The sequence below is a fragment of the Kribbella sp. NBC_01484 genome (genome assembly GCF_036227145.1).
In the GTDB taxonomy this organism is placed as follows: domain Bacteria; phylum Actinomycetota; class Actinomycetes; order Propionibacteriales; family Kribbellaceae; genus Kribbella.
On record NZ_CP109437.1, the window covers coordinates 2,599,765 to 2,622,051 of the forward strand.

At 68.6% G+C, this 22,287-nt stretch carries 22 protein-coding genes; 12 read left to right on the forward strand and 10 right to left on the reverse strand.

What is annotated here, in order from left to right; all coding sequences use genetic code 11:
• Positions 1-21: 21 nt before the first annotated feature.
• Complete coding sequence (locus tag OG555_RS12820) at positions 22-2,247, reverse strand: transglycosylase domain-containing protein (protein ID WP_329483067.1); 2,226 nt, start codon at positions 2,245-2,247, stop codon at positions 22-24.
• A gap of 162 nt (positions 2,248-2,409) precedes the next feature.
• Positions 2,410-2,613: a TIGR00366 family protein gene (locus OG555_RS12825; protein WP_329483068.1), complete on the reverse strand. Its 204-nt coding sequence runs from the start codon at positions 2,611-2,613 to the stop codon at positions 2,410-2,412.
• Between the two features lie 191 nt (positions 2,614-2,804).
• On the opposite strand from OG555_RS12825, the gene OG555_RS12830 reads away from it, so the two are divergent.
• The 8 genes from OG555_RS12830 to OG555_RS12865 all read left to right on the forward strand — a co-directional run bounded on the left by OG555_RS12830 (position 2,805) and on the right by OG555_RS12865 (position 9,806).
• A complete protein-coding gene (locus tag OG555_RS12830) occupies positions 2,805-3,389 on the forward strand; it encodes a PadR family transcriptional regulator (RefSeq protein WP_329483069.1) in 585 nt (194 codons plus the stop codon).
• Positions 3,386-4,465, forward strand: coding sequence for an inositol-3-phosphate synthase (locus tag OG555_RS12835; RefSeq protein ID WP_328524797.1), 1,080 nt, complete (start codon positions 3,386-3,388; stop codon positions 4,463-4,465). Before OG555_RS12830 ends, OG555_RS12835 begins: the two co-directional genes overlap by 4 nt.
• 88 nt (positions 4,466-4,553) lie before the next feature.
• The gene (locus OG555_RS12840) at positions 4,554-5,384 is read left to right on the forward strand and encodes a DUF72 domain-containing protein (protein WP_329483070.1); all 831 of its coding nucleotides are present in this window, start codon (positions 4,554-4,556) and stop codon (positions 5,382-5,384) included.
• 85 nt (positions 5,385-5,469) lie between these two features.
• A complete protein-coding gene (locus OG555_RS12845; protein WP_329483071.1) occupies positions 5,470-5,679 on the forward strand; it encodes a hypothetical protein in 210 nt (69 codons plus the stop codon).
• Positions 5,680-5,810: 131 nt separating this feature from the next.
• A complete protein-coding gene (locus tag OG555_RS12850) occupies positions 5,811-6,830 on the forward strand; it encodes a hypothetical protein (protein ID WP_329483072.1) in 1,020 nt (339 codons plus the stop codon).
• Positions 6,831-6,868: 38 nt separating this feature from the next.
• Positions 6,869-7,297 carry a hypothetical protein gene (locus OG555_RS12855; RefSeq protein ID WP_329483073.1) on the forward strand — a complete coding sequence of 143 codons (429 nt, stop codon included), beginning with the start codon at positions 6,869-6,871 and terminating at the stop codon, positions 7,295-7,297.
• 41 nt (positions 7,298-7,338) lie between these two features.
• On the forward strand, positions 7,339-8,304 hold the full coding sequence (locus OG555_RS12860; protein WP_329483074.1) for a hypothetical protein: 966 nt from the start codon (positions 7,339-7,341) through the stop codon (positions 8,302-8,304).
• A 314-nt stretch (positions 8,305-8,618) separates the two neighbouring features.
• Positions 8,619-9,806, forward strand: coding sequence for a M20 metallopeptidase family protein (locus OG555_RS12865; RefSeq protein ID WP_329483075.1), 1,188 nt, complete (start codon positions 8,619-8,621; stop codon positions 9,804-9,806).
• A gap of 56 nt (positions 9,807-9,862) precedes the next feature.
• Here the strand turns inward: OG555_RS12865 and OG555_RS12870 are convergent, their stop codons facing one another.
• Together OG555_RS12870 and OG555_RS12875 are read right to left on the reverse strand one after the other, a co-directional pair.
• Positions 9,863-11,020, reverse strand: a complete 1,158-nt coding sequence (locus tag OG555_RS12870) for a pre-peptidase C-terminal domain-containing protein (protein ID WP_329483076.1) — start codon at positions 11,018-11,020, stop codon at positions 9,863-9,865.
• A 402-nt stretch (positions 11,021-11,422) separates the two neighbouring features.
• A complete protein-coding gene (locus tag OG555_RS12875; protein ID WP_329483077.1) occupies positions 11,423-12,868 on the reverse strand; it encodes a M12 family metallo-peptidase in 1,446 nt (481 codons plus the stop codon).
• A 158-nt stretch (positions 12,869-13,026) separates the two neighbouring features.
• On the opposite strand from OG555_RS12875, the gene OG555_RS12880 reads away from it, so the two are divergent.
• Positions 13,027-13,485, forward strand: a complete 459-nt coding sequence (locus tag OG555_RS12880) for a YciI family protein (protein WP_329483078.1) — start codon at positions 13,027-13,029, stop codon at positions 13,483-13,485.
• Here the strand turns inward: OG555_RS12880 and OG555_RS12885 are convergent.
• Together OG555_RS12885 and OG555_RS12890 are read right to left on the reverse strand one after the other, a co-directional pair.
• A complete protein-coding gene (locus OG555_RS12885) occupies positions 13,467-14,573 on the reverse strand; it encodes a zinc-dependent alcohol dehydrogenase family protein (RefSeq protein ID WP_329483079.1) in 1,107 nt (368 codons plus the stop codon). The genes OG555_RS12880 and OG555_RS12885 overlap by 19 nt on opposite strands.
• Positions 14,570-14,986, reverse strand: a complete 417-nt coding sequence (locus tag OG555_RS12890) for an acyl-CoA thioesterase (protein WP_329483080.1) — start codon at positions 14,984-14,986, stop codon at positions 14,570-14,572. The genes OG555_RS12885 and OG555_RS12890 overlap by 4 nt, the downstream gene beginning before the upstream one ends.
• A gap of 105 nt (positions 14,987-15,091) precedes the next feature.
• Between OG555_RS12890 and OG555_RS12895 the strand changes: the two genes are divergently transcribed.
• From OG555_RS12895 to OG555_RS12905, 3 genes are read left to right on the forward strand one after another with little or no spacing between them, the layout of a single operon-like run.
• The gene (locus OG555_RS12895) at positions 15,092-16,045 is read left to right on the forward strand and encodes an acyl-ACP desaturase (protein ID WP_329483081.1); all 954 of its coding nucleotides are present in this window, start codon (positions 15,092-15,094) and stop codon (positions 16,043-16,045) included.
• A gap of 50 nt (positions 16,046-16,095) precedes the next feature.
• Entirely contained in the window at positions 16,096-16,572 is a 477-nt protein-coding gene (locus OG555_RS12900; RefSeq protein WP_329483082.1) for a DUF4188 domain-containing protein, read from the forward strand.
• Positions 16,573-16,616: 44 nt separating this feature from the next.
• Positions 16,617-17,975, forward strand: coding sequence for an MFS transporter (locus tag OG555_RS12905; protein WP_329483083.1), 1,359 nt, complete (start codon positions 16,617-16,619; stop codon positions 17,973-17,975).
• On the opposite strand, the gene OG555_RS12910 is transcribed toward OG555_RS12905, so the two are convergent.
• Genes OG555_RS12910 through OG555_RS12925 form a run of 4 tightly spaced genes read right to left on the reverse strand, consistent with a single transcriptional unit; the run spans position 17,877 to position 22,265 of the window.
• The gene (locus OG555_RS12910) at positions 17,877-19,223 is read right to left on the reverse strand and encodes an ABC transporter permease (protein ID WP_329483084.1); all 1,347 of its coding nucleotides are present in this window, start codon (positions 19,221-19,223) and stop codon (positions 17,877-17,879) included. The two genes, OG555_RS12905 and OG555_RS12910, sit on opposite strands and share 99 nt — an antisense overlap.
• Positions 19,217-19,909, reverse strand: coding sequence for an ABC transporter ATP-binding protein (locus tag OG555_RS12915; RefSeq protein ID WP_329483085.1), 693 nt, complete (start codon positions 19,907-19,909; stop codon positions 19,217-19,219). Before OG555_RS12915 ends, OG555_RS12910 begins: the two co-directional genes overlap by 7 nt.
• Positions 19,906-21,213, reverse strand: coding sequence for a peptidoglycan-binding protein (locus OG555_RS12920; RefSeq protein WP_329483086.1), 1,308 nt, complete (start codon positions 21,211-21,213; stop codon positions 19,906-19,908). The genes OG555_RS12915 and OG555_RS12920 overlap by 4 nt, the downstream gene beginning before the upstream one ends.
• Positions 21,210-22,265 (reverse strand): hypothetical protein, encoded by a 1,056-nt coding sequence (locus OG555_RS12925; protein WP_329483087.1) that lies wholly within the window; start codon positions 22,263-22,265, stop codon positions 21,210-21,212. The genes OG555_RS12920 and OG555_RS12925 overlap by 4 nt, the downstream gene beginning before the upstream one ends.
• Positions 22,266-22,287: the final 22 nt, after the last annotated feature.

Consider the following 22,287-nt stretch of genomic DNA (forward strand, 5'->3'; position numbering starts at 1 on the left):
TCCCGGGCCGGCCGGCCGAAACTACTGACCGCCGCCGGGATTCTTCGGGGTACTGGTCGGTGCCGTCGGTGCGCCGGTCGGTAGCGTCGGCCAACCTGGCGGCTTCGTCTTCGTCCTGGTCGGAGAGCTGGTCGGCGGGTTCGGCGGCGTGTTGGTCGGCGGGCTCGGTGGCGGAGTGCTCGGTGGCGGCGTGCTGGGCGGCGGGGTGTTCGTCGGCGTGCTCGGCGGTGGCGTGAACGTCGGGGTCGAGGTGTCCTTGATGTCGTCCTCGTTCGGCGCGGGGAAGTCCGTCTTGTCCACACCATCGAGAGCGGGCTTCATGAACGCCAGCCACGTCTTCAGCGGCCAGGTGCCACCGAAGAACGCCTTCTCGTCGGTGTAGTCGTCGAGGTTGCTCTCACCGGTCTTGCCGGCCCGGTACACGACGGATGTGGACAGGTCAGGTGTGTAGCCGTTCCACCACGAGGTCAGGGTCGCCGAGCCGTCCTTGCAGCCACCGCACTTCGCGTTCTCGGCTCGATCCTCGACCGCAACGCCACCTGCCGTGCCGGTCTTGCCGGCCACCGGGCGGTCCAGGTCCTGGGCGCCGGTACCGGTCCCCTTCGTGACCACGTCCTGCAGCGCGTAGTTGACCAATGCGGCGACGTCCTCGGGAATGACCTGCTTCTCCTGCTTCTTCAGGCTTGCCTCCGACCACAGCACCTTGCCGTCCGGGCCCTTGACCTCCTTGATGCTGTGCAGCGGCGCGAACTTGCCGTTGGCCGCGAAGGTCGCATAGGCCTCGGCCATGGTGACCGCCGACGCATACGGGTCCGGACCGAGCACGGTGGACGGGTTGTGCCGGCCGGCTTCGAGGTACTTGCCCTTCGGGATACCGGCCCTCTCGGCCGCGTCGACCACCTTGTTCGGACCGTCGTCCATCTGCTTGTCGACCAGGTCGTAGAAGGCGGTGTTGATCGACTGCTCGGTCGCCTTCAGCAAGGTGACGTCGCCGTAGTCACGGTCGAACTCGTTGTTGAGCTTCTGGCCCTGGACCTTGATCGGGCTGTCGCCCTGGAAGATGTCGTAGAGGCTCTTTCCGTCCTCGAGAGCCGCGGTCAGCGCGAACGGCTTGAAACCCGATCCGGGCCGGGCCGGGCTCGTTGCCCAGTTCAACTGACTCTTCAGGTAGTCGGGGCCGCCGTACATCGCCAGCAGCGCGCCGGTGCCCGGCTGGACCGTGGCCATCCCTACGTGCAGGTTGTCGCGCTTGTCCGGCAACTCGCTCTGCGCGGCAGTGGTCATCTTCTTCTGCTGCCCGTAGTTGAAGGTGGTCGTGACCTTCAGGCCCCCACCGCTGATCTGGTCCTCGTCGAAGCCCAGCCGCAGCAGCTCCTTGCGCGCCGTGTCGAGCAGGAAGCCCTTCGGGCCCTGGTAGCGGCTGTCCTTCGGCTTCGGTTTGAGGGCGGGCAGCTTGTTCGCGTACTTCGCCTCCAGAGCCGGAGTGATCGTGCCCATCTGCTGCATGCCGTCGAGGACGTACCTGTACCGCTCGATGATCCGCTTCTTCGTCCGCGGATCGGGGTCGTTGACGTCGAAGAGGGTCGGGTTGTTCAGCACTGTCGCCAGGAGAGCGGCCTGGGGCACGCTCAGCGTCCGTGGGTCCGGCCGCGAGAAGTAGGCGTCACCGGCAGCGGAGATGCCGTAGGCGCCCTCACCGAAGTAGACGGTGTTGAGGTACCCCTCGAGCGTCTTGCTCTTGTCCTGCTGGCGGCTGAGCTTCGTCGCGATGAACAGCTCCTGGAGCTTCCGCGAGACTGTCCGCTCCTGGGTCAGGTACATGACCTTCACGTACTGCTGGGTGATCGTCGATCCGCCCTGCAACTGCTCACCCTGGGAAATGTTCCACGCGGCGCGGACCATACCCGACGGCGAGATGCCCGGATTGGTCCAGAAGGTGCGGTCCTCGGCCGCGATCACCGAGTCCTGGACGTGCTTGGGGATCTGCGACATCGGAACCGTGTGCCGGTTCTGCTCGTAGAACGAGCCCAGCGGGTTCTTCTGGTCCGCGTACGTCACCGTGGTCGTGTTGGTCGCGAACTCCTTGTTGGGGTCCGGGATCTTCGTGGACTGGTAGACGATGAAGAAGGTCGCGACAGCGCCGATGATGCCGACGAAGAAGAGCGCGGTCAGCCAGCCGAGGACCCGCAGCGCCCAATGCTTCTTGGCGCGCGCGGGTTTGACGGCCTTTCTACGAGCTTCACTCACAGTGCAATCCTCGACGATCTCGCTGAAGTCATTGCCCCACAGACTACGGTGGGTGTGGTAACGGGCCCGAATCCGCTCCGGATGGTAACAAGCCGCCCGGTCACCCCGCGATTCGGCGGCCCACCGCCTTACCCAGATCTTGCCAACGCCCTCGGCAAGCGGTTACCCCGGCACGTGCGGTGCGAGCAAAGTCACGCCGATCAGGGCGGCCGGGAAGCAGGCGAGGAACATGGTGAACGTGTAGCCCATGATGTCCCGCGCCTTCAGACCGAGGATGGCGAGCGTCGGCAACATCCAGAACGGCTGCAGCAGGTTGGCGCTCGCCTCCCCGAGGTCGTAGACCACGACCATCCAGCCCGCGTCCACTTGAGCTCGTTGGCCGCTGCAGCACGTACGGCGCCTGACGTAACAGGTTTCCGGGCGCGCCGCGTGATCAAGCTGACAAAGCCCGGCTTTGTCAAGAGTTGTCCACAGTCCTCGGCTGTGCTTACTCTGGCGGCACGATGTATCGAACCGATACATCAGGTCATGACAAACTAGGCCGAGGGAGGTGGGTCATGGGAAACCGCAGTGGGGTCCTGGAGCTCGCCGTACTCGGTCTGCTGCACGAAGCGCCGATGCACGGTTACGAGCTCCGCAAGCGCGTCAACGCCCAGTTCGGCTGGGGGCGCGTGCTGTCGTTCGGATCGCTCTACCCGTGTCTGAAGGCGATGCTCCGCAACGGCCTGATCACGGCCGACTCCGGGACGCCGGAGTCGGGTCGCAGGCCGAAGATCGTCTACACGATCACTGCCGACGGCAAGGACTACTTCGCGCACGCGATGCACGATGCTGGTCCGTCGGCGTGGGAGGACGACACGTTCGGCGTCCGGTTCTCGTTCTTCGGCCGGACCGATCCGGCCACCCGGTTGCGCATCCTCGAGGGCCGCAGGGCCCGGATGGAGGAGCGGCTGGCCAACTTCCGGGCCGCGATGAGCCGGACCGCGGAGCGGGTCGACGCCTACACCCTCGAGCTGCAACGGCACGGCCTGGAGTCGGCCGAGCGCGAGGTCCGCTGGCTGAACGAACTGATCGACGGCGAGCGGCGTCAACAGCGGCCCCCTGACCTGCACCAACCGCCTATCCAAGGAGATTCCAGATGACCTCGATCCGCGTAGCGATCGTCGGTGTCGGCAACTGCGCCAGCTCGCTCGTCCAGGGCGTGCACTACTACCGCGACGCGAAGGCCGACGAGCGCGTCCCCGGTCTGATGCACGTCGTGTTCGGCGACTACCACGTCCGCGACGTGCAGTTCGTCGCCGCCTTCGACGTCGACGCGAAGAAGGTCGGCCTGGACCTCGCCGACGCGATCGGCGCCAGCGAGAACAACACGATCAAGATCGCCGACGTGCCGCCGACCGGCATCACGGTGCAGCGTGGCCACACGCTCGACGGCCTCGGCAAGTACTACCGCGAGACCATCACCGAGTCCGACGCCGAGCCGGCCGACGTGGTCACCGCGCTGCGTGAGGCGGCCGTCGACGTCCTCGTCTGCTACCTGCCGGTGGGGTCGGAGCAGGCCGCCAAGTTCTACGCCCAGTGTGCGATCGACGCGGGCGTCGCGTTCGTCAACGCACTGCCGGTGTTCATCGCCGGCACCAAGGAGTGGGCGGACAAGTTCACCGCGGCCGGCGTGCCGATCGTCGGTGACGACATCAAGTCGCAGATCGGCGCGACCATCACGCACCGGGTGCTGACCAAGCTGTTCGAGGACCGCGGCGTCACCGTCGACCGGACCTACCAGCTGAACGTCGGCGGCAACATGGACTTCAAGAACATGCTCGAGCGCGACCGGCTGGAGTCCAAGAAGATCAGCAAGACCCAGTCCGTCACCTCGCAGCTGCGCGACGAGATCGACGACCGCAACGTGCACATCGGCCCGTCGGACTACGTGGCCTGGCTGGACGACCGCAAGTGGGCGTTCATCCGGCTCGAGGGCCGCAACTTCGGCGACGTCCCGCTGTCGCTGGAGTACAAGCTCGAGGTGTGGGACTCGCCGAACTCGGCCGGCATCATCATCGACGCGATCCGCGCGGCCAAGATCGCCAAGGACCGTGGCATCGGCGGCCCCATCCTGTCGGCGTCGTCGTACTTCATGAAGTCGCCGCCGGAGCAGTACGCCGACGACGTCTGCCGCGACCTGGTGGAGAAGTTCATCCGCGGCGAGGTCGAGCGCTGAGCTCGCACCACCCGTCGCAGCGGTGCTGCACCTCAGCGCGGGAGCCGGCCGGTGGGCCGGCTCCCGCGCCATTCTGTAGGTTTGTTCGGTGCGGTTGCATGTGGGGTGTGCCCAGTGGACCCACCCGGGCTGGCCGCAACCCGGCCAGGAGAAACTCCGGGCGTACGCCTCGTGGTGCAACGCGGTCGAGAGCAACACCACCTTCTATGCGACTCCGTCCCGCTCGACCGTCGAGAAGTGGGCCGGGCAGACGCCGCCGGACTTCCGCTTCGTAGTGAAGCTGCCACAGCTGATCAGCCACGAACGCCGCCTCGCGGGTGTCGAGGTGGAGCTGCGCGCTTTCCTCTCCGCAATCGAGCCGCTGGCCGACCGCAACCACGCGCTCTGGATCCAGTTGCCCGCGTCCTTCGCTCCCACCGACCTCGGCAGCCTGGCCGCCTTCCTGCACCACGCGCCGCGCCACTATCGGTACGCCGTTGAGGTCCGGCACCCGGCGTTCTTCGACGATGCCCGGTCCGCCGGTTTGCTCGAACAGGTCCTTGGTCGCGTCGGCGCCGAGTGGATTCCCTTCGACACCGGCACCCTCTTCAGCCGCCGCCCCACCAGCTACGCCGAACGTGACGCCTGGATGAAGAAGCCCCGGGTCACGCGCCGCACGCGAGCCCTGACCGCTCACCCCATCGTTCGGTACATCGGCCGCGACTCCGTCTCGGAGACCGTCGAGGGCTGGGACTACCTGGTCGAGCTGGTCACGACCTGGCTCGCCGAGGGCCGCTCACCGACGATCTTCCTGCACACTCCGGACAACGCCGAAGCACTGAACCTGGCCCGCCGTTTCCACGCGGATGTCCGTGCCCTCGTCCCCGGCCTCGAGCCGCTGCCGTCGCCGGTTTTGGTCGAGCCACCCACGCTGTTCTAGTTATCCACAGCTGAGAAGTCGTCCGCTCGGATGCGGGTCGATCTCCATATGTTCTCCGCCGAGATCAACCTCGGGAGGACGAATCATGGAGCATTCGCAGTACACCCCACCGCAGCCCACGGCGGACGATGCCGCCTCGCCACGCTCCACCCGCGCGGAGCGGCAGGCGCGGTCCGACTGGCTCATCACCGAGCTCGGCCGGCTCGCTGCCGCGGCCGACGATCCTCAGGAACAGGCCGGCCTGCGGCGGACGGCGGACTCCCTGGTCCGGCTCGCGATCGCGTTCCGCTCGTGATTGCCACCGCACGTGCGGTGCGTCGTGATCCGATCCTGACTGCCCCGAGTTCCGTGGACGAACTCCTAGCCCGGAGCGGTCAGGTTGCACTCGAGCTCTCCGGGGCGGACCAGTCCGCGTGGAGCGGTAGCGTGATCGAGACGACCGGCAGCATCCTCGGGCTCGCGCACTGGGACGGCACGCTGTATCTCGACCGGGAGTGCATCCTCGATCCACTGCAGCGGATGTACGAGCATGCCGGCGAGGAGCAGCCGATCCCGATGCTCGTCCACTACCGCGAATCCCTGGCCACGTTGCTGCATGAGCACGCCCACTTCCTCGGCCCGGCCGGAGCATCCCAGGACGCCGCCCGGGATGCGTTCACCCAGCCAGGCGGCCGCCAGCTGGAGGAAGGCGTGGCGGAGGCCTGGGCCCAGGACCACCTCGACGACTACCTGACCCGGCTCGGCGTCGATAAGGTTGCCCCCGGCATCAAAGATGTCCAGGCCGGCGGGTACTACGCCGCGTTCGTCCCCGCCGTCCGCAGGCTTGCCACCGACCTCGAGATCCGCAACGACCTCCGCCCCGGCCAGGTCCTCGACGTCCTCAACCGCGAAACCGCCGCCGGCCAGTTCCCCCTCCTCGTCAGCCTCGTCTACAACTCCACCCGCCTACCGGACCTGGAGCTCGCCGGCGCCGACACCCGCCACCACCTCGAATCCATCCTCCGCACGGGCCTGGGCCACCTCGACAACTTCGAACTCCACCCACCCGGCTTCGCCGCCGCCAAGTCCCACTCCACCGCCGGCGAACTCCTCCACCACCTCCAGCACGAGATCCAGACCGCCGAATCCGCCTACACCTTCCACCCCACCGCCTGCACCCTCCCTCCGCCCTCCACCACCCCCGCGCGCACCTCGCCATCACCCCCCACCCCGCCGCCACCCACCAGGCTCGCCCTGCCGACTCCCTCCTCGGTCGTACCTGCCCACGGCGGAGCTCTTTCCGATCCGCACGCCTTCCAGGCGGCGCTGTCCGGCATCTGCCCGCCTCGACCGATCCCCGCCGGCGCCCCAACCGTGCAATCCACGGCACCTCCGAGGCCAACCGGCGTACCCGCGGCTCAGCGACGGTCTCCTGGCTCGCGGGAACGGCGCCCTGGCGTGGGATGACGCGGCGGGAGAGGTAGGCAGGACGGGATACTGAGGGAATGGATTACGACGCGTTCGACGTGGAGCTCAGGCGGGTGCTGGACGCGGCGACGGCCAGATCGCTGGACGAGGCGACGTTGGCCGCCGAGGTCGACCGGTTGCGGGAGTTGGCGACTCTGGTCGAGCCCGCGGCGGATCGCAGGCTCGCAGGATCGCACCTGATGTCGCTCGAGCAGGCCCTGAGCTACGAACCGCCACCGCTGTCCGACGAGTTGGCCGAGGCTATTCGCGTGCAGTCCCGGGCCCAGTCCGCGGACGGCGCTCCTACCGAGCGGATCGAGCACCTCACCGCCGCCATCGCGCAGATCGGCCGGATCGCCGACGCGGCGTCGCCCGCCGACCACCCGCGCATCCTCGATCTGAACGAGCCGCTCTCCATCCTCCTCGAGTCCCTGCGGCTCACCACACCGCCCTCCCCCGACCGCTGAACTCGCGGAAGTGGCTGGCGTACCGGCGAGTGTGGTGAGCGATGGTCAGTAGCTTTCCGCAACTGATGGCCGCGCAGGCCCAGGCCGCGGTGAAGGTTCTGGGAGCGCATCACTCGTCCTGGAACAAGTCGTACGAGTTGCTCGCCGCGGATGACAAACGGCGCGGGCTGGTGCGGTGGGACCACACGATCGAGTACCACCCGCAGCATGTCGTCGCGGTACTGCAGGACATGTTCGACCGGGCCGGGCAGCGGCATGACGAGGAGACGCTGCGACAGTATCGCGAGGCACTGCGGGTCGTGTTTCACGAGAACATCCACCTGCTCACCGCGGCGGGTACGTCGTACGGGATGGCCGTCGGCGCGTATCAGGAGCCGTCGAACAAGGTTCTCGAGGAGGCCACCACCGAGCTCGCGACGCAGGACGCTCTCGACGAGTACATCGACGAACTCGATCTGGAGGCGATCGCACCGGGCATCACCGACGTACGGACAGGGCGTGCGTACGGGCAGTACGTGCCCGCCGTCGAGGTGTTCGGTCAAGCCGTGGCGGACAGCGCGGAACTGTCCGCTCGGGAGGTGATTCGGCGGCTGGCGGTGGTGAATCCCGAGAACAAGTTCCGGGTCGCCGCGCAGTTGCTGTACGACGCGCACAAGCTGTCCGAGGTGGTTCCAGAGGCTGCGAAAGCCGCCGCGCTCGAGCGCATCGAGGCGGCGATGCGGCCACCGTTCACGAAGATCCGCGATTTCGATCCCGAGGATCCGTTGGATGTTCGCATGTCCGCGCTAGCCGGCACTCGGGCGAGCCTCGACGCGGACGCGGAGGTCCGCGAGATCGCTGGGTACTGGTCGGCCGACCATGAGCTCCGCCGCAGTCTGGATGCTGGACTTGGGGCGAGCCCACCGCTGCGGAAGTCTCAGTACGGCACTCCAGGCCGTGACACCCGCCCCAACGAACCCGGTGCCACCGGCAGGCCGGACCGAAAGCCTCACGTGCTGGGGGACTGACGGTCCGGCGGTGCGGGTACGGTGGCGGGCGTTGGCGCAGACACCGCAGGCAGTTGCGGCGAGCGGCTGAACGTGGCGGCGGCTGCGGCAACCCGCGGAAGCGGCTGGCCGCGGCGGTGGCTGCGGTGAGCGGCGGGAGGCTGAAAGCGGTGGTGGCTGCGGCGAGCGCGGAAGGCTGCTGAAGGCGGCGGCTGTTACGGAGCTGCGGCCGTCGGTGTAGTGCCGCTCGGCGCGGTGGTGTGACGGCCGTGCCGCGGGCGGCGAGTTCGGATGTGTTGTTGCGGATTGTGCTGAGCTTCGTGGAGGGAGTTGTGGTGGATCTGGTCGCGGAGGGTGCGGGAGTCGCGCCTGGGCTGGTGGAGTTGCGGCGGGAGTTGCATCGGATTCCTGAGGTCGGGCTGCAGTTGCCGAAGACGCAGGCGATGGTGCTCGATGCGGTGGCCGGGTTGCCGTTGCAGGTCAGCACCGGGAAGGAGCTGACCTCGGTGGTCGGCCTGCTGCGGGGTGGGCAGCCGGGGCCGACGGTGTTGTTGCGGGGTGACATGGACGCACTGCCGGTGGTCGAGGAGACGGACCTCGGGTACGCGGCCGAGAACGGGAACATGCATGCCTGCGGCCACGATCTGCACACCGCCGGGCTGGTCGGTGCGGCACAGCTGCTGAGCGCTCATCGCGAGGAGCTGCACGGGAACGTGCTCTTCATGTTCCAGCCGGGTGAGGAAGGTCTGGGCGGTGCCGGGTACATGCTCCGCGAAGGGCTGCTGGGGGCGACGGGCGACAAGCCGATCGCGGCGTACGCGATTCATGTCTGGTCGCAGGAGGCCAGCGGGATCTTCCAGACGCGGCCCGGGACGATCATGGCCGGATCGAACCAGCTGCACATCGCCGTGCGAGGCAAGGGTGGGCATGGTTCGTCTCCGGACAAGACGATCGACCCGGTGCCCGTGGTGGCCGAGCTCGTCCTCGCGCTGCAGACGTATGCGACGCGGCGGATGAATGTCTTCGACCCGGTGGTGATCACGGTGACGCAGCTCGAGGCCGGAGTCGCGATCAACGTCATCCCGGACACGGCCCGGCTCGGCGCGACGGTGCGGACGTTGTCGGATGCGACCTTCCAGCAGTTGTCGCACGAGTTGCCGAGCTTGGCCGAGAAGATCGCGGCGGCCCACGGCTGCACGGTCGACGCCAACTTCGTCCCGCAGTATCCGGTGACGGTCAACGACGCCGAGCGTACGGCGGAGACGTCGGCGGTGCTGCAGCAGTTGCTCGGTGCGGAGCGGGTGCAGCCGCTGGACAACCCGTTGATGGGGTCGGAGGACTTCTCGATGGTGTTGCAGGAGGTGCCGGGCACGTTCGTGATGCTCGGTGCGCGTCCCGACGATGTCGACGCGGACGACGCTCCGTCCAATCACTCCAGCGTGGTCCGCTTCGACGACGTCGTGCTCGGCGACCAGGCCGCGGCGCTCGCTCAGCTCGCGGTCAACCACCTGATCCCGGCCTGACCGCTCGACGTGGCCTGGGGCTGGCCGGCCCGCCAGAGGCCGGCCAGCCACAGGGTTCAGGAGGGCGTGATGCCTAGGGTGTAGGCGCCGCGGCTGCCGTAGGTGGAGTACCCGGTGTTCAGCGGGTCGCCATAGCCCACGTTGTCGATCCGCAGGTAGTAGGTACCCGCCTGGAGCGTGCTGCTAACACTCGCGCCGAGGCCGGTCGGCGTACCGGCGTCGGCCTGACCCGAGGCCGGGTCGGCCGAGGCGACGACCGCGCCCGAGCTGTCCAGCAGGTCCAGCTTGATGTCGAGGTCACCGCCGGTCGGCGCGGCACTCGCGGTCGCGGTGTAGTTGCCAGCGGCACCGACATCGACGCGGTACACGTCCGTGTCGGCCTCCGCGGCGATCACCCCGGACACCGGCGTGCCGACGGTCAGCGCGGCCGCGTCGCCGCTGGTGTCACCGGCCTCGTCGGCGCGCAAGGCCAAGCCGTGGGTGCCGACGACCGCGTAGTCGTCTTCCGTGTTGTTGGCGTCGGCGTACTCACCCTTGCTCCACTGGCTGATGCCGCGGTAATAGCCGACGCCCATGGTCGGAGCCCAGGCGCCGTGCCCCTGGTAGTAGCCCACAGTGGACGTGCCGTCGTGGCTCAGGCCGACGTTGTGACCGGCTTCGTGGGAAGTGGCCTCGGCCAGATTCTTCGCGCCGGTGCCGACACCCTTCGTGGACACCAGCGCCGGCTGGTAGTAGTCGTGCTGGCTGGTGCTGTCGTACACGCCGACGTACGCGACCCCGCCACATCCACAACCGGACTGGTACCAGGTGTCCGGGTCGATCAGCACCCGCGTCCCGTACTGCTGGTCCGACGCGTCGGACCGGTCGATCGCGGACTGCGGCGGTTCCTGCGTGGTCACATCCACGTCGAAGGTGGCGTAGTCCTCCGCAACCCGCGCCCACACCTCGTGTACGACGTCCTGCTCGGCCGTACTGAAGGTCGCTGGATCGCCGTCGGTGTCGTACGGCGACACGTTCACCGGATCGATCCCCTTCGACGCGTTCCTCGCGGTACCGGTGATGGTGTGGCCGTCGAAATCCAGGTAGATCACGCGGTTGGAGCCGCGCTTGCTGTGCAGTTCGAAGGCCGGACCGGTCGCGGCGGCAACGGCTTGCTCGGCCCAGCGGGGTGACGCTTCCAGCCGATTTCTGCGTCGCTGTGAGAGTCGGCTCACGGAAGAACAGTCGACTGTCGGCATCCAGCCAGCTGGTCTTGTCGGTGGCCAGGATCCGCTCGAGCTGGGCCACGGGGAGCCCGTTGCCAGCGGCAACCTCGGACAGGCGGGACCGCACCTCGCCGAGCGCGGCGACACCGGGCGTGGCTTCACCGAGCAGCTGGGCAATCGGGGTCGGACGGTCGATCGGGGTCGGAGCAGGCTGTTGGGCGTCGGCCTGGTTGCCGGCCACCACGGCCAGCGCACCGAACACGACAGCACCGGCGCAGGTCAGTGCGCCGGTGCGGCGGAGTCTGTTCACAAGGTCCTCCAGGGATAGGGCGGTATCCCCCGGGCATATCCCCCAAAGGCCCGGGGCCGTCGATCTCGGTGGGAACGACGGCCCCGGACAGCTCAGGTGTTTCAGCCGGCGGTGACCCGGACCGTATAGGCGCCGCGGCTGCCGTACGTCGAGTAGCCGCTGTTCAGCGGGTTGCCGTAGCCGGTGTTCTCGACCCGCAGGTAGTAGCGACCCGCGGTGACCTGGCGACTGATGCTCGCGCTCAGGCCGGTCGGAGTGGCGGAGTTGGACTGCCCGGCGGCCGGGTCGGCGGTGGCGACGACAGTGCCGGCCGAGTTCAGCAACTGGAGCTTGATGTCCAGGTCGGCGCCGGAGGCAGCCGCGTTCGCCGCGAAGGTGAAGGTGCCGCCCGCGAGGTCGATCCGGAAGGTGTCGACGTCGGTGTCGTTGGCGTAGATGCCCTTCACACCGGAGCCGAGGGTGAGCGCGGTGGCGTCGGTTGTGCCGTTGCCGTGGTCGTCGGCTCGCAGCGCCAGACCGTTCTGGCCGATGACGGCGAAGTCGTCTTCCTTGTTGTTGGCGCCGGAGTACTCGCCCTTGCTCCACTGGCTGATCGCCTTGGAGTAGCCGACGCCCATGATCGGAGCCCACGCGCCGTGACCCGCGTAGTACCCGACGGACGCCGTACCGTCGTGGCTCAGGCCCACGTTGTGACCCGCCTCGTGCGACGCGGCCTCGGCGATGTTCTTCGCACCAGTGCCGACACCCTTCGTGAAGACCAGGGCCGGTTGGTAGTACGCGTGCTGGCTGGTGTTGTCGTAGACGCCGACGTACGCGACGCCGCCGCATCCGCAGCCGGACTGGTACCAGGTGGTCGGGTCGATCAGGACGCGGGTGCCGTACTGCTGGTCGGACGCACCGGACCGGGTGATCGCCGCCGCGGCCGGCTCCTGCGTGGTCACGTCCACGTCGAACGGCGCATAGTCCTCGGACACCCGCGCCCAGACATCACGGACGACGTCCTGCTCGGCGGTGCTCCAGTTGTTCGGGTTCCCGTCGGTGTCGTACGCCGTGACGTTCACCGTGGTCGGTTTGCCTCCGGTGTTCCACGCCGAACCGGTGATGGTGTGGCCGTCGAAGTCCAGGTAGATGACGCGGTTGGAGCCTGGTTTGCTGTGCAGCTCGAAGGCCGGACCGGTGGCAGCGGCGACCGCCTTCGCCGCCCAGCGCGGGGACGGCGCGGCGGCGGCGCGGCGGGCAGCAGTCCCGGCGACGGGTTCGCGGTAGAAGAGCTTGCCGTCGCGGTCCAGCCAACTGGTCTTGTCGGTGGCCAGGATCTGCTCCAGCTGAGCCGCCGGGATCCCGTTGCGGCCCGCCAGTTCGGCGAGTCGCGACTGGACCTTGCCCAGGGCGGCCTTGCCCTGGAGCTCCTGGCCGAGCAGCTGGTCGATCGGGGCGGGGGCGGGTTGCTGGGCGTCGGCCTGGTTACCGGCCACGACGGCCAGCGCACCGAAGACAACAGCGCCGGCGCCAACGAGGGCGCCGACGCGGCGGGGGCGGGTGTGCATTGCTGGGGTCCTCCTCAGGGACTCCGACCGACCATGGGCGGTGGGCGGGCACTGCTTCACATCTCGTATGCGGGCACCTACTTTCGGTAGCCTGCCCGACCGGCCCTCGCGCTGTATAGATTCGTCTCGGGATTTAACGCCGACTTGCGGAGGTTCCGATGCGCTTCATGATGGTGTTCAAGGCCAGCGAGGAATCCGAGGCCGGAGCGATGCCGAGTGAGAAGAGCCTGACCGAGATGGGTCTGGTGATGGCCGAAATGGCCGAGAAGGGCGTCCTGCTGGCCGGCGACGGGCTACTGCCCAGCTCGAGCGGCGTCCGGCTCCAGCTGGACGGTGGCAAGCGCCGGGTAGTCGACGGCCCGTTCGCCGAGACCAAGGAGCTGATCGCCGGGTTCTGCCTGATCGAGGTGGCCTCCCGCGAAGAGGCCCTCGAGTGGGGATGGCGCTGCATGGCCGCCGACGAGGGTCCAGCCGGCACCGGTCGGGGCACCGGACTGGAGATCCGGCAGGTCGCGACCCCGGACGACTTCGGCGCCGAGTTCACGCCGGAGTCGCGGGCCCGCGAGGAGCAGACCTTCCTGAAGGCCGCGGAGAACCTTCAGAAGAGCAATACCTGACGGATCGACGTGCCGGCGGCGAGGTCGTCGAAGGCCCGGTTGAGCTCGTCGAGCCCGACCGTCGCGGTCAGCAGGCGGTCGACCGGCAGCCGGCCGGCCTGGTACAGCGCGACATAGCGCGGGATGTCACGCGACGGCACCGACGAGCCGAGGTAAGACCCCTTCACCGTGCGCTCCTCGGCGACCAGGCTGACCGCGGGGACGCTGAACGACTGCGACGGATCCGGCAGCCCCACCGTGACCGTTGTTCCGCCCCGGCGGGTGGCGGCGTACGCCTGCTCGAGCACCTTCGCACTCCCGACGGTCTCGAATCCGTAGTCGGCTCCGCCAGCGGTCGCCGCCCGGACCTGCTCGACGGCGTCGGCATCCCGAGCGTCCACAGTCACCGTGGCGCCGAGTGACCGAGCCAACTCGAGCTTCGACGGTACGACGTCGACCGCGACGATCGGATGCGCACCGACCAGGACCGCACCGAGCAGCGCCGACAGCCCGACACCACCGAGGCCGAAGACGACCGCACTCCGGCCGGCTCTGACCTGCGCCGTGTTGACGACAGCTCCCACGCCCGTCATCACCGCGCACCCGAACAGCGCCGCGATCTCGGGCGGGAGCGACGGATCGATCTTCACCGCCGAATGCGCGGACACCACCGCATGATCCGCGAATCCGGACACGCCCAGGTGATGGTGGACGCTGTTCAGCCTCCGGGTGCCGCCGAGCAGAGTGCCGGCGGTGTTTGCGGCGGCACCCGGCTCGCAGAGGGCGGCTCGGCCCTCGGCGCAGGGGCCGCAGCTTCCGCAGGCGGGGACGAAGGCGCAGGCGACCACGTCACCCGGCGCGAACCCGGGCGCCGCCGACTCGAGCACCTCGCCGGTGGCTTCGTGGCCGAGGAGCATCGGCAGCACTCGCGGGCGGGAGCCGTCGATCACCGACAGGTCTGAGTGGCACAGGCCGGCCGCGCGGATCCGGACCAGCAGCTCACCCGGACCGGGCGGGGCCAGCTCGACCTCTTCCACGCTCAGCGGCCGCGACTCGGCGTACGGGCGAGGCAGTCGCATCTCCCGCAGTACGGCGCCGCGCACGATCATCCCGTGATCCCTTCGAGTGCCTCCCGGATGCGATCCGGGACCGGCACCGGACGGCGGTCCGCACGATCGACGAACACGTGCACGAACCGCCCGGTCGCGGCCGGCAGGTCCGAATCCTCCCGGAAGAGGCCGATCTCGTACCGCACACTGGAGTTACCCAGCTGTGCGGCCCGCAATCCCGCGTCGACGACGCCCGGGAACTCCAGTGCCTGCTTGAACGTGCATTGCGAGTCGACACACAGCCCGATCACGTCGCCGCCGTGGATGTCGAGTCCGCCGGACCGGATCAGGAAGTCGTTGATCACGGTGTCGAAGAAGCTGTAGTACTCGACGTTGTTCACGTGCCCGTAGACGTCGTTGTCCTTCCACCGCAACGTGATCGCCAGAAAGTGCGGGAAGGAACTCCGATCCATCGGGCCACCATAGCGGCGGCCCCGGCTGTGCGACGGCCCACAACTTACGGTGCCGTAACTTACGGTGCCGTAGGGTGGGGGGAACCGCCGACGAAGGAGACCCCGGTGAACGACAAGCTGGTCACGAACCTGCTGCACGAGCTGGAACCCGTCGTCGAGGACAATCTCGAGCGGCACCTGGCGATGACGAAGGACTGGAATCCGCACGACTACGTGCCGTGGAGCGAGGGCCGCGACTTCGCCTTCCTCGGTGGTGAGGACTGGTCGCCGGAGCAGTCCCGGCTCGATCCGGTCGCCAAGGTCGCGATGGTCACCAATTTGCTGACCGAGGACAATCTGCCCTCGTACCACCGGGAGATCGCCACCCAGTTCGGCCTCGACGGCGCCTGGGGCACCTGGGTCGGCCGCTGGACCGCCGAGGAGGGCCGGCACGGCATCGCGCTGCGTGACTACCTCGTGGTCACCCGCGGGGTGGACCCGGTCGAGCTGGAGAACGCCCGGATGAGGCACATGACCGCCGGTCACGTCGTCGAGAAGAACATGCTCGAGGCGATCGCGTACGTGAGCTTCCAGGAGCTGGCCACCCGCGTCTCCCATCGCAACACCGGAAAGGCCACCGGCTGCCCGATCGCGGACCAGCTCCTGGCCCGGATCGCCACCGACGAGAACCTGCACATGATCTTCTACCGGAACCTGGTCGCCGCGGCGTTCGAGACGGCACCGAACGAGACCATGCGAGCGGTCACCAACGAGGTGAGGGACTTCTCCATGCCGGGCGCGACGATGGAAGGATTCACCCGCAACTCGGTGACGATCGCCAAGGCCGGCATCTACGATCTGCGCCTGCACCATGACGAGGTGGTCGCGCCGATCCTGCGGAAGTGGAAGGTCTTCGACCGCGAGGATCTCACCGGCGACGGAGCCAAGGCCCGCGACGAGCTCGCCGACTTCATGGCCGGCCTGGACGCCCAGGCCGCCCGGTTCGTCGAGCAACGCGACCGCCTGCGCGCCCGCCAGGCTGTCCGCACCACCAGAGCAACAGAGGTGCCGTCGGCCTGATCGTTGTTCATGCTGTACCTCGACAGGGATGACCAGGAGAGGTGGGGCGGATGAGCGTGGTGGAGGGGCGGCACACGGCGGCGTACGACGGGGACGTCGTGGTGTTCCTGATCGGTCTGCGGATCAACTCGCTGCGGGGGTTCAAGGCGTGGTTGCCGGTCGCCAGGGCGATGGGACCGATGCTGCGTGAGCTGTCGAAGGATCCGGACAGCGGCCTGCTCGGGTTCCGGACGCTGCCGACGTGGCGCGGCGCCACCCTGATCCAGTACTGGGAGTCGATCGAGAAGCTGCAGAGCTTCGCGAACGACAGCAACCGGACCCACCGGCCGGCCTGGCTCGACTACTTCAAGCAGTCGTACAAGAGCGGCGCCGTCGGCATCTGGCACGAGACGTACGTCGTCCCGGCGGGGAACACCGAGACCATCTACGGCAACATGCCGCTGCTCGGTCTCGGCAAGGTCGCCGGCGTCGTCCCGGTCGGCACCAAGGGCGAGACCGCCGCCGAACGCCTGCACACCAAGGAGTAGCCGCCCGGGCCGGTCCGGCCATCCGCAGCGGTTACAGTGCAGGCGTGCGGTTCATCCGGGATCTGTGGACGCTGCTGAAGCGCCGGGATTTCCGCCGGTTGTTCGCAGTGCGGTTGACGTCGCAGTTCGGGGACGGCGTGTTCCAGGTCGCGTTGGCGTCGTACGTGCTGTTCTCGCCCGAGCGGGCTCCGGACGCGGCGGCGATCGCGGGGCTGTTCGCGGTCGCGCTGCTGCCGTATTCGGTCCTCGGGCCGTTCACCGGCGTACTGCTGGACCGGTGGTCGCGACGGCAGATCCTCGTCGGCGCGAACCTCACCCGGGCCGTGCTCGTGGTCGGAGTCGGTTCCATCGTCGCGACCGGCAACGCGGGCGTGCCGTTCTACCTGGCCGTGCTCCTGACCCTCGGCGTCAACCGCTTCCTGCTCTCCGGCCTGTCCGCCGGCCTCCCGCACGTGGTCGAGCGCGACGAACTGGTGATGGCCAACGCCGTCACCCCGACGTCCGGTACGGCGTTCTTCCTCATCGGCGGCGGGGTCGGCGCCGTGGTCAAGCTGATCGGCGACTCCGATCTCGCCGTCCTCGGACTCACGGTCGTCGTCTACACCGCCGCCGCCCTGCTCGCGCTCCGGCTACGCCGCGACCAGCTCGGCCCGGACCTGAACGGCGACGAACCCGGCATCGTCGAAGCGCTCAGCACCATCGCGTCCGGCCTGATCGACGGCGCCCGGTACCTGAGCACGCGCAAGCAAGCGGCTCTCGGGCTGGGCGCGATCGGCTCGCTGCGCTTCTTCTTCGGGCTGATGACCGTCTCGATGATCCTGCTGTACCGCAACTACTTCTACGGACCCGATCAGCTCGACGAGGCCTTCGGTGCACTCGCAATCGCGACCGGCGCGGTCGGCGCGGGCCTGTTCCTCGCCGCCCTCGTCACCCCGTGGGGCACCCGGGTGATGACGCTGCGGCAGTGGATCACCTGGCTGTTCGTCGCCGCCGCGGTCGTGACCGCCGTGCCGATCGGGCTCTACACCCAGCCCGCGCTGATCGTCGGCGGCTTCCTTACCGGCTTCTGCGCGCAGGGCGTGAAGATCAGCGTTGACACCCTCGTCCAGACGGGTGTCGACGATGTCTACCGCGGCCGGGTGTTCGCGCTGTACGACATGATCTACAACGTCGGGCAGGTCTCCGCGGCCGCGCTCGGCGCGTGGATCCTGCCCGACGACGGGAAGTCGTACGCGGTCCTCGCCTTCATCGTCCTCGGCTTCGCCGCCACCGCGGTGGTGTACTCACGGCTCAGCCGGGACGATTCAGGTACCGCGCAGGGCGGTGATGGGCTGGATGGCGGAGGCCTTCCACGCGGGGTACGTGCCGGCGACCAGGCCGATGAACGCACCCAGCAGGGGTGACCCGAACGCGAGCCGGTTGTCCAGGATCGGCGTCCAGTCCCGGATCCACGACACTCCCACGGTGAGCAGTACGCCGACCGCCGTACCGAGTAGTCCGCCGAGGAAGCCGACGATCACGCTCTCCACCAGGAACTGCACCGCGATGTGTCTTCGGGCGGCCCCGAGGGCGCGGCGCAGGCCGATCTCGGAGATCCGCTCGAGCACCGACAGCAGCGTGACGTTCGCGATGCCGAGACCGCCGACCAGCAGCGCGACCGCGCCGAGCAGCAGGAACAGCGCGTTCAGGTCGGACTCGACCCCCTTGCGTACGGCGCCCTGCTTCGGCGGGGCGTCGACGCGCAGCGTGCTCGGGTTGTTCGGCTCGATCGCGATCGGCGCCTGTTCGGCGATCAACTGCGCTGCACCGACCTGGGTCCGGATCTCGACCGCGTCCGGGGATTCCAGGTCGTACGCCGCCTTCGCCGCACCGTTCGGCATGATCACGGCATCGTTGAGCTCGGCCCGGCCGGAGACGGAATCGAGGATGCCGATCACCGTGTAGGGCTCGGCGCCGATGAAGATCGCTGGTTGTGAGTCGACCCGGTTGATACCCAGCCGCTCGGCGGCATGCTTGCCGAGGACAACGACCTTGTCACCGCGCCGATCGTGGCCGGTGTCGAAGAACCGGCCGGTCGAGAGCACCGCGCGGACTGCGTCCCACAGCCCGGCCGAGCCGGCCATCACCTGCAGCGCATGACCGTTGCGCTGATCGTCGAGCGCTTCCACGCTGCGGACGAGGTCGTCCCCCACGTCGAGGTTGCTGACCGTGCCGACCGCCTCCACGCCGTTGAGCCGCTGGATCCGTTCCGGCGCGTCCCACGGCAACTGCGTGGCCGCTTCGCCTTCCTGACCGCCTTTGTCGTCCGGCTGGACGACGACCCGCGTGGCGGCCGCGAGGTCGAATCGCTGGGTGATCTGGCCCGACGCGGTCTGCCCGAGGCCGACCGTCCCGACCAGCGCGGCGATCCCGAGCACAGTACCGAGCGTCGTCAGGATCAGCCGGGTCGGTCGGGCGGCAACGCCCGCCAGCGCCTCGTCGAGGAGGTCCCGGACAGCGGGACGAGACCGGCGGCGGAGCGAGGCGGGGCGGGGAGAGCCCGCCCGGCGGATCAGTCCGGCAAGGGCGAGCCGGGGCCGCAGTCGCCGCGCTCCGCGCCGATCGGTGGACGGCCCGCCGGCGGGATCCGGGGGGCCTGCTGGGGTTACCACTGGAGCGTTCCGTCGACGAGGCGGACCTGACGTTGCGCCCGGCGGCTGACGTTGTCGTCGTGGGTGATGACCGCCAGCGTCATCCCCTCGGCGTGCAGTTCGTCGAACACCGTGAGGATCGCGTCCGCATTGGCGCTGTCCAGGTTGCCGGTCGGCTCGTCGGCGAGTAGCAGACTCGGTTCGGCGACCAGCGCTCGCGCGATCGCCACCCGCTGCCGTTCACCGCCGGAGAGCGTGGTCGGCGCGAACTCCATCCGGTGCGCGAGCCCGACCCGCTCGAGTGCGACTCGGGCTCGGGCCATCCGCTCGCGCCGCGGCACTCCGACGTACACCATCGACAGGGCGACGTTCTCCAGCACGGTCCGGTGGTCGAGCAGGTGGAACGACTGGAACACGAACCCGATCCGCTCACCACGCAGTACGGCGCGACGCCGCTCGCGCAAGCTCATCGTGTCCACGCCGTCCAGCCGATAGACACCACCGGTCGGGTTGTCGAGCAACCCGAGCAAGTGGAGCAACGTCGACTTCCCGGACCCGGACGGTCCGACGATCGACAGGTACTCCCCTTGCCCGATCGTCAGGTCGACCTCGCGGATCGCCTGGACCTCGGGTGGTCCGGGGAAGAATCGCCGTACGCCGATCATCTCGACGACCGGCGCCGGCAAGGCAACCGCGGTGGCGGTCATCGTCCCACCACCACCTGATCGCCCTCGGACAGCCTGGCGTCGCCGGCTGGCCTGACCTGCGCGTACCCGTCGGCGGACAGTCCGATCGTGACCGGCACGAGCTCCGTCTTCCCGTTCCGCAGTACCTCGATCCGCGACCCGCCGTCCGCACCGGACGACAACGCCGCCACGGGTACGGCGAGAACCTTGCCGCCGGTGCTCTTCACCGGGATCGTCACCCGCACGTTCGCGTCTCGGAGCAGCGCCAACTGGCTTGCGGTCAGCGCGTTGGGTGCGACCACGACGTCGTACTGGCTGCCGTTCTTGGTGATCCGGCGGACCTTCGCGGCGACCGCCGTACCTTCGCCGAGGTCGAGGGTCGCGGCCATACCCGCCTTCAGGCGCTGGGCAGTCTCGGCGTCGACCTTGACCGTGACCACCAGCGACGCGCCGCTCGCCGACATGACCACACCGTTGACCGTGCCGCCGCGTTCGACCTTCACGTCGTCGACCCGGCGCGGCAGGGTCTTCACGTACACGATCTCGGACACCGGGAGCGGGGTACCGGCCTTGAACTCGGCCTCGCTCCGGGCTTGCTGGGCGTCGGCGAGGTTGGCCTCGGCATCGTCGACGGCACCTTGCTGGACCGAGGTGTCAGTGTTGCCACCGGCTTTGGCTGCATCTTTGGCCTGCTTGAGCTGAGCCCTCGCCTGGCGGAGCTGGTTCTTCGCCGCGTCGACCTGCTTCTTCGCCTGGTCGACGGCCTGCGTGAGTCGCTCATCCGGCGCGGGAGCGTCGTACCCGGCCTTCTCGTAGAGCCGCCCGACCGCTTGCGAGGTGTCGGTGTCGTACTCGTCGTCGACCGTGCCCGGGTCGAGGCCGAGCCGGTCCAGGGTCTGCTCGAGCTGGAGGACGTCGGGTCCCTTGCTGCCCGGACTCAACGTCCGGTACATCGGCAGTACGCCGGCCAGGCCGATGACCGGGCGGCCGGTGATCTCCAGCAACGCCTTGCCCTCGGTGATGGTCGACCCGACCGCCGGTACCTTCCCGGTCACGATGGCCGGCGTGGTCAGCCCGCTGGTCTCGACCCGGACGTTCACCGCGCCGTCGAACGAGGCGTCACCGCGGCCGATCACCTTGCTGGACAGCGCCTTCTTCGCCACCGGCACGGTGATCTGGGAGGCCTTCGGGGCTGCGGTCTTGGCGGCCGCGTCCTCCGGTGAGGTGATCCGGCTGCCCGCGGCCACGCCAACGCCGAGCGAGACGGCGGCCACCGCGGAGACCCCGACCAGGACCCGGCGCCGGGACTTGGGCGAAGCGGTCACCGGTTCGCCATCTCGTCGCGGTACGACTCGAGCTCGGTCTTGTGCTGGCTGACGAACTCCTTCTCCAGGTCGTACTGCACCTTCTTGTACGACGCGTCGTACACCTTGGCCTTGCACTTCTGGTCCGCGACCGCGAGGTCGATCTCGAACTTGCGCAGGTCGGCCAGCTTGGTCGCGTCGACCTTGTCGAACGACGGCGGACCCTGCAGCGTCTTGCCCTGGCCGTTCTTCGGCGGTGCCTGGTTGCCGGTCAGCGCGTCGAGCTTCTGCTGCACCTTCTCGCGCGGCGCGTCCACCTTGCTGAAGCCGGCCTGACCGGCGTCGGCCAGGCAGTCGGACCAGGCCTTGGTCGCGTCCACCACCCGCTGGTCGGCCTCGATCCGCTTCGACAGCGCCTGGATGTCCTTGAACAGGCTGTCGAACTTCTTGAAGTCGGCGGTCCGGTCTTTGCCCTTGCCGTAGACCTCCTCGACCGCCTTGCCGCGGCACCCGAGGTCCATCGTGCCGCTCGAACTCGGGCCGTCGCCTTCCTTCGGGGCGATCACGACATTGCCGTTGCCGACCGCGTTCGGGCCGTTCAGCGCCTTGTCGTAGGCCTTCTTCGCGTTCGGGGAGAGGGCGTTGCGGATCTTGGTGTTGGGGTTGGTGTCGTCGGCGCCGGCCTTCGACCAGTCGATGGTGCTGATGCCGTAGCCGTACTGCTCGGCGAACTTGTCCGGTGGCAGGTTGAACGCGTCGGCGAACTTGCTCTTCGGGTTCGACTCCGGCGGGACCGCGACGTACTCGAACCCGGCCGCTTTCATGCAGGCGGCGGTGGCATCCTCGACCTTGCGCTGCTTGGCCAGCTCCTCCTCCGACGGCTGCTGACCGCCGCCGGCCCGGACCGCGATCCGCATCCCGCCGCCGGACGAGGTGAAGCCTTCGCCCATGTACTCCGCAAGAGGGCTCTTGTCACTGTTCTGGTCGCCGGACGCGGCCGGGGTCGGGTTGTTCCCACACCCGGCCAGCGCCAGGACCGCCACCAGGGCGAGTGCTTTTCGAGAGGTCTTCATGGCGGTCGAGCCTGCGGCGCCG